At 63.4% G+C, this 6,527-nt stretch carries 7 protein-coding genes; 6 read left to right on the top strand and 1 reads right to left on the bottom strand.

What is annotated here, in order from left to right; genetic code table 11:
- Together IIY41_RS09050 and IIY41_RS09045 are read left to right on the top strand one after the other, a co-directional pair.
- A partial coding sequence (locus IIY41_RS09050; protein ID WP_040909740.1) for a SpoIIE family protein phosphatase occupies positions 1 to 1,631 on the top strand: 1,631 nt, incomplete at its 5' end.
- A gap of 130 nt (positions 1,632 to 1,761) precedes the next feature.
- Complete coding sequence (locus IIY41_RS09045) at positions 1,762 to 2,553, top strand: class I SAM-dependent methyltransferase (RefSeq protein WP_287400438.1); 792 nt, start codon at positions 1,762 to 1,764, stop codon at positions 2,551 to 2,553.
- Positions 2,554 to 2,854: 301 nt separating this feature from the next.
- On the opposite strand, the gene glyA is transcribed toward IIY41_RS09045, so the two are convergent.
- The gene (gene glyA, locus IIY41_RS09040) at positions 2,855 to 4,105 is read right to left on the bottom strand and encodes a serine hydroxymethyltransferase (protein WP_058723379.1); all 1,251 of its coding nucleotides are present in this window, start codon (positions 4,103 to 4,105) and stop codon (positions 2,855 to 2,857) included.
- Positions 4,106 to 4,357: 252 nt separating this feature from the next.
- Here glyA and IIY41_RS09035 point away from each other — a divergent pair, with 252 nt between their 5' ends.
- The 4 genes from IIY41_RS09035 to IIY41_RS09020 are packed head-to-tail and all read left to right on the top strand — an operon-like array spanning position 4,358 to position 6,527.
- Positions 4,358 to 5,023, top strand: a complete 666-nt coding sequence (locus IIY41_RS09035) for an endonuclease III domain-containing protein (RefSeq protein WP_009322053.1) — start codon at positions 4,358 to 4,360, stop codon at positions 5,021 to 5,023.
- Complete coding sequence (locus IIY41_RS09030; protein WP_009322051.1) at positions 5,020 to 5,415, top strand: DUF3887 domain-containing protein; 396 nt, start codon at positions 5,020 to 5,022, stop codon at positions 5,413 to 5,415. The genes IIY41_RS09035 and IIY41_RS09030 overlap by 4 nt, the downstream gene beginning before the upstream one ends.
- Before the next feature lie 38 nt (positions 5,416 to 5,453).
- Positions 5,454 to 6,209 carry an AzlC family ABC transporter permease gene (locus IIY41_RS09025; RefSeq protein ID WP_287400436.1) on the top strand — a complete coding sequence of 252 codons (756 nt, stop codon included), beginning with the start codon at positions 5,454 to 5,456 and terminating at the stop codon, positions 6,207 to 6,209.
- Complete coding sequence (locus tag IIY41_RS09020) at positions 6,210 to 6,527, top strand: AzlD domain-containing protein (RefSeq protein ID WP_009322046.1); 318 nt, start codon at positions 6,210 to 6,212, stop codon at positions 6,525 to 6,527. It begins immediately after the preceding gene.

Here is a 6,527-nt window from a genome sequence, read left to right as displayed (position 1 = left end):
TGGCGGCGCTGTGCGCGGCGGACCCCGCCAACCTGTATGCCGGGCTTGGCATCGCGGCAGGCGGGCTTGCCGCTGGCTTGTTCACAGGCAGCAGCCGCCCGGTGACGGCTCTGGTGTTCTGCGGCGCGGGGCTGGTGGGCGTGTCCTGCGCGCCCGGCAACAACGCGGGGCTGCAGCTGGCCGTGGAGCTTTGCATTGCGGGCGCGGCGTACTGCCTGCTGCCCGCCGGACTGTTCCAGCGTGTTCCCGCCGCGCCGCCGTCCGCCCCCTTTGCCTCACGAGCGGCGCTCACCACGCTCTCCGGGCGGCTGGAGGCTGTGTCCGGCGCGCTGTGCGCCGTGGGCGACACCGTGCAGGCCGTATGCGAACGGCTGCCGCCCCGGCGCGAGACCACTGCCGACCTGTGCGACGCCGTGGCGGAGCGTTGCTGCAAGGCCTGCGGCAAACGCCTGTATTGCTGGGTGGACTGCGCCGGCGAGACCTACGACGCGTTCAACAATCTTTCTCCGCTCATTGCCATGCCCGACGGCGTGGCCGCGGCGGACCTGCCCCCGGTTTTGCAGCGGCGGTGCCAGACACCTGTTCGGCTGGCCAACGCCATCAATGTGGCCGCCGCCGAACAGGCTGCGCGGCGGGCGGCACGCACACACGACGGCGCGGCGCGCGCCGCTTTGTGCGAACAGTACAGCGCCCTGGCCGCGGCTCTGGCCGAGCTGGCCGGGCAGGTGTACCAGACGGATGTTCCGGACAAGCGCAAGGCCCGCCGGCTGGAGCAATTGTTCTCGGAGATCGGCCTGGAGCCGCTGGAGACCACCGTTGCCCAGGACGCTTCCGGCCGCGTGACGGCCACCGTATGCGTGCCGCGCCTGTCCTTCACGGCCGACGAGCTGAAGGTCATCACCGATGAGGTCTCCACCCTGTGCCGCCGCACCTTCGCGCCCGCCCAATGCATCCATTCCGGCACGGTGACCAAGCTGCTGTTCCGTGAACGGCCCCGCTTTGCCGTGGACTGCGCCGTCTGCGCCCTGCCCGCCGGCGGCGACATATCCGCCGATGCGATACAGGCCTTCCCCGATGAAACAGGCCATTTTCACGCGGTGCTGTGCGACGGTATGGGCACCGGTAAGGCGGCGGCGGTGGGCGGCGTGCTGGCCGCCTCCCTTACGAAAGAGCTGCTGCACGCCGGGTTCGAAAGCGCCAGCACGGCGCGGCTGGTGAACATCGCGCTGGCGCTGAAGAGCGACGACGAAAGCGCCGTGGCACTGGACGCGCTTTCCATCGACCTGTACACCGGGGACGCAGTGCTGTACAAGGCGGGGGCCGCGGCTTCGTTTCTATTAAGGGACGGTAAGGCCGCCGTTTACAGCGGCGACACGCTTCCCATCGGCATTCTCGGCAGCGTGACGGGCCGCCGGGAGCTGCTGTGCCTTTCCCCCGGCGATACCGCTGTGCTGGTGAGCGATGGCGCGCTGGCTCCGGGCGCCTCCTGGCTGCGCGCGCAGCTCGTGGCTCACGCGGACGACGCGCCCCAAAAGCTGGCGGATGCGGTGGCCCGCGCGGCGAGGGAAAAGCAGCAGGACATGCCCGACGACGTAACCGTGATGGCACTGCGCCTGCGCGCGGTAGAATAACCGCCCCGGGGCGGGCCGCTCCTGCCGCTTGCCTCCTCCGCGCCCGGCCGTGGAAACTTTTTCTTGATTCGCTCCATGCCCCATACTATAATAGAGACCAAATACGACTGGCTCTGTAAGGAGGTGCCGCATGGAAGCAAATCAATATCTGAACAATTTTTACAACCATTACGACGAGGACAGCCGCCTGCTGTTTCAGCACGGCAGCGTCGAATTTCTCACCACGATGCGCTACATCGAGAAATATCTCAAGCACGGCGACAAAGTCCTCGAGATCGGCGCCGGAACGGGCCGCTATTCTCACGCGCTGGCGCGCCGGGGGCATCCCGTGGACGCGGTGGAGCTGGTCGCGCACAACATCGAGGTTTTCCGCCAAAACACCCGTCCCGGGGAAAGCGTCACCATCGCACAGGGCAATGCTCTGGATCTGTCCGCCTTTGCGGACAACGCCTACGATGTCACGCTTCTGCTCGGCCCGCTGTATCATCTGTATACTCAGGACGACAAGCGCCGGGCGCTGCGGGAGGCGATCCGCGTCACAAAGCCGGGCGGCGTTGTCTTTGCCGCTTATGTCATCTCCGACGGCTGCCTTCTGGACGAGGGCTTCCGCCGCGGCAATATCTCTGTTGCCGAATATGTGCGGGACGGGCTGCTGGACGCCCGGACGTTTGCCGCCAGCTCCCAGCCAAAGGATTTGTTCGAGCTGGTGCGCAAAGAGGATGTTGATGAGCTGATGTCCGTGTTCCCTGTAACGCGGCTGCACTATGTGGCCTCCGACGGCTGCGCCCTGCTTTTGCGCGACGAGATCGACGCGATGGACGCTGACTCCTTCGCCCTGTATCTGAAATACCATTTCGCCACCTGTGAACGCGCGGATCTGGCGGGCATTACAAGCCATGCGGTGGATATCTTCCGCAAGTGACCGGCTCTTCCCCTGTCCGTTTTTCACAAAGAAGCCCCGGGCCCGGCTTTCCGCCGCACCCGGAGCTTTCAGCTTGTCGAAAAAGCTTCGCTTTTGCGCCAAGCTGCCTACGAACAGGGCCTGCGGCCCCGTTCGCCGCGCACGGCGCGGGGTTATTTTAAATGAAAAAGGGGTTCGCCACCCCTTTTTCAAGCTTTTTCCCCAGACATTTCTTTTACTTCTCTGCCTTTTTCAATAGTCTGAAAGCTCCGGGCCCGGCTTTCCGCCGCACCCGGAGCTTTTTTCTGTCTGCGTGCTGTTGTTACTCATACAGCGGGAAACGGGCCGTCAGGGCGGCTACCTCGGCGGCGACGGCTTCCTTCTGCGCCTCAAAATCAAAGGTGCAGGCCGCGATCCATTTTGCAATCTTCCGCATTTCCTCCGGCCCGAAGCCGCGGGTGGTGACAGCGGGCGTTCCGATGCGCACGCCGGAGGTAACGAAAGGCTTCTCCGGGTCGTTGGGAACGGTGTTTTTGTTTGCTGTGATGTGCACCTCGTCCAGACGGCGCTCCAGCTCCTTGCCCGTAACGCCCGTGCCGCGCAGGTCCACGGTCATCAGGTGGTTGTCTGTGCCGCCGGAAACAAGGCCCAGCCCCTCGTCCAGCAGCGCTTGGGCCAGCACGCGGGCGTTCTCTGCGATATTCTTCTGATATTCTTTGAATTCCGGCTTCAGCGCTTCGCCGAAGCACACGGCCTTGGCCGCGATGATATGCTCCAGCGGGCCGCCCTGGGTACCCGGGAAAATAGCCTTGTCGATGGCCTTGGCGTACTCCTCCCGGCACAGGATCAGGCCGCCGCGGGGGCCGCGCAGCGTTTTGTGGGTGGTGGTTGTCACCACGTCGGCATAGGGCACGGGGTTCGGGTGCAGGCCAGCGGCCACAAGCCCCGCGATGTGCGCCATATCCACCATAAACAGCGCGCCGTTTTCCCTGGCGATCTTCGCGATGCGTTCAAAATCAATGGTGCGGGAGTAGGCCGAAGCGCCCGCGACGATCATTTTGGGCTGGTGCTCCTTTGCTTTTTTCTCCAGATCCGCATAATCCAGATAGCCGTTTTCGTCCACGCCGTATGCGATGAAATTGTAGTTCTTGCCGCTCATGTTCACAGGGCTGCCGTGGGTGAGGTGGCCGCCGTTGGAAAGATCCATGCCCAGGACGGTATCGCCCACGTTCAGCAGCGCAAAATAAACGGCCAGATTGGCCTGCGCGCCCGAATGCGGCTGCACATTGGCGTGCTCGGCGCCGAACAGCCTGCACGCGCGGTCGCGGGCAATGTCCTCCACCACGTCCACGCACTGGCATCCGCCGTAGTAGCGGTGGCCGGGATACCCTTCGGCGTACTTGTTGGTGAGCACGCTGCCCATGGCGGCCATTACCGCGGGCGAGACGATATTTTCAGAGGCGATCAGCTCGATATTGCCCCGCTGGCGTTTGAGTTCGGCCTCCATCGCCGCGCCGACCTCGGGGTCGGCCTGTGTGACGAAGCCGATGGTGTCCATCATTTCTTTGAACATGGGTGTGCCCTCCTGTACTGTTTTACTTCCTGCGGCGGTTTTCCCCGCCTTCTTCCCAATTATAGATTATACACCCGCCGCGCGCGGCGCACAAGACGCTTTAGCCTGTTAAACTGCTGAATTTTCAGCGGCACAGACGTTCCCCCTTTTGCTTTTGGACGAAATGTGCTATCATAATATCAATTTATCGGCGGCTTTCTTTTATGCGCGAAAGCGCGCGGGGCGGCCGCCGTGCAACAGGGAGGCGTCTTTTTGCGCACAAAAGCAGATACCAGGCTCATTGTAGAGCGCCTGAAAAAGGAATACCCCGTGAGCGAATGCTCGCTTGCCTATGACGACGCGTGGCAGCTTCTTGTCAGCGTGCGGCTTTCGGCCCAATGCACCGACGCCCGCGTGAATATCGTGACAAAGGACCTGTTTGCCAAATATCCCACGCTGGAGGCGCTGGCTGCGGCCGGGCCGGACGCCATAGAGGCCATCATCAAGCCCTGCGGCCTGGGCAAAAGCAAGGCGCGGGACCTTGCCGGCATGGCAAACATGCTGCTGCGGGAATACGGCGGCAAAGTGCCCCAGGCCATGGAGGATCTTCTGCGCCTGCCGGGCGTGGGCCGCAAAAGCGCCAATCTCATCCGGGGCGATATCTTCCACCTGCCCGCCGTCGTGGCGGACACCCACTGCATCCGCATGGCAAACCGCATCGGCTTCGTGACGGACACCACCGACCCGGTGCAGGTGGAGCGCGCGCTGGTGAAGGTCCTGCCGCCTGAGGAGTCCAACGATTTCTGCCACCGCTGCGTGATGCACGGACGCGTGGTGTGCACCGCCCGCAAGGCTCTGTGCGAGGTGTGCTGCCTGCAGGACGTCTGCCGCACTGGCAAAAAAACCATCAAACAGGAAACATTGGAGGAACTGGTATGAAACGCACTTTATCGCTTGCTTTGTGCCTGATTTTAAGCCTGGCTTTGCTGGCCGGGTGCGGCGCCGCGCCGCTGCCCGACGGCCTGACGCAGGAAAGCGTGACGGACGCCGCGGCGCAGACCGTGGCGCAGCTGAACGACGAGGACTATGACGCGTTGTTCGCCGGAATGACAGAGGAGATGACCTCCGCCATGACGGCCGAGGACCTTGCCGCCGTATGGCAGCCGGTGCTGGAAGCCGCCGGCGCGTTCGATTCCATCACAAAAACGACCGTAGGCGGCAAGGACGGCTACGGCGTGGCCGTGGTACAGGCAAAATATGAAAACGCCGCGGTGACCTTTACGCTCTCCTACACACCGGAGGGCAAGCTGGGCGGGCTGTTCTTCAAATAACCCCTTCCCCGCCCCATTCTTTTTTCGAGGTGTTCCCCTTGCAGCAGATACAGCAAACCACCGCGCCCGTCCAGAATTCTTTCTGGGCGGGCTTTCACGACGGCGTGCCCATTGGCCTGGGCTATCTTTCCGTCTCCGTCACGTTCGGCATGATGGCCGTGACGGGCGGCCTGCCGGTGTGGGCCGCCGTGGCCATCAGCATGACGAACGTCACCAGCGCCGGGCAGTTCGCCGGGCTTTCCCTCATTTTCGGCGGCGGCACGCTGTTTGAAACGGCGCTCACACAGCTCGTCATCAATCTGCGCTATGCCCTGATGAGCCTTTCCCTCTCCCAAAAGCTGGAGCGCCGCGTCGGCCTCATCGACCGCATGCTGTTCAGCTTTATGATGACGGACGAGGTGTTCGCCGTGGCGTCCGGGCAAAAGGGAGAGGTGGGCAAGCGCTATCTGTTCGGCGTGATGATCGCGCCTTACTGCGGCTGGGCGCTGGGCACGCTGTGCGGCGCCGTGGCCAGCGGCTTTTTGCCGCCGTCGGTGCGCAGCGCGCTGTCCATCGCCATTTACGGCATGTTCATCGCCATCGTGGTGCCCGTTGCAAAGCAGAGCCGCGCCGTGCTGGGCGTGGTGGCTCTGGCCGTCGCGCTCAGCTGCGCCATGCACTGGGTGCCTGTGCTGAACACGGTTTCCAGCGGTTTTTCCATCATCCTCTGCACCGTGCTGGCGGCGGGCCTGGGCGCGCTGGCCGCGCCGGTGCCGGACGAGCCTTCCGGAGCACCAGACGGGGAGGTGGCGTAAATGGATGCAAAGACCATCTGGCTGTACATCGTGGTAATGGCGGGCGTAACATACCTCATACGCATGCTGCCGCTGGCGCTGCTGCGCAAAAAGCTGCGCAGTCGTTTTATCAAAAGCTTTCTGTTCTATGTTCCTTACGCCGTGCTGGCCGTAATGACGGTGCCCGCCATCTTTGAGAGCACGGGCAGCGTGTTTTCCGCCGCCGTGGGCTTCGCCGCGGCTGTGCTTCTGGCTTACCGCGGCGCGGCTCTGCTGCCTGTGGCATTGGCCGCCTGCGGCGTGGTATTCTGCACGGAGTGGATGATGCGCCTGTTTTAG

The sequence above is a fragment of the Ruthenibacterium sp. genome, assembly GCF_017421385.1.
Classification (GTDB): domain Bacteria; phylum Bacillota; class Clostridia; order Oscillospirales; family Ruminococcaceae; genus Ruthenibacterium; species Ruthenibacterium lactatiformans.
Note: the sequence above shows the minus strand (reverse complement) of the source record. Positions and strands in the feature narration are given on the sequence as shown.

What these genes read in the sequence shown, in the direction of transcription:
- IIY41_RS09045 (WP_287400438.1), top strand. Translation starts at nt 1,762, where the DNA reads ATGGAAGCAAATCAATATCTGAACAATTTTTACAACCATTACGACGAG.
- glyA (WP_058723379.1), bottom strand. Translation starts at nt 4,105, where the DNA reads ATGTTCAAAGAAATGATGGACACCATCGGCTTCGTCACACAGGCCGAC.
- IIY41_RS09030 (WP_009322051.1), top strand. Translation starts at nt 5,020, where the DNA reads ATGAAACGCACTTTATCGCTTGCTTTGTGCCTGATTTTAAGCCTGGCT.
- IIY41_RS09020 (WP_009322046.1), top strand. Translation starts at nt 6,210, where the DNA reads ATGGATGCAAAGACCATCTGGCTGTACATCGTGGTAATGGCGGGCGTA.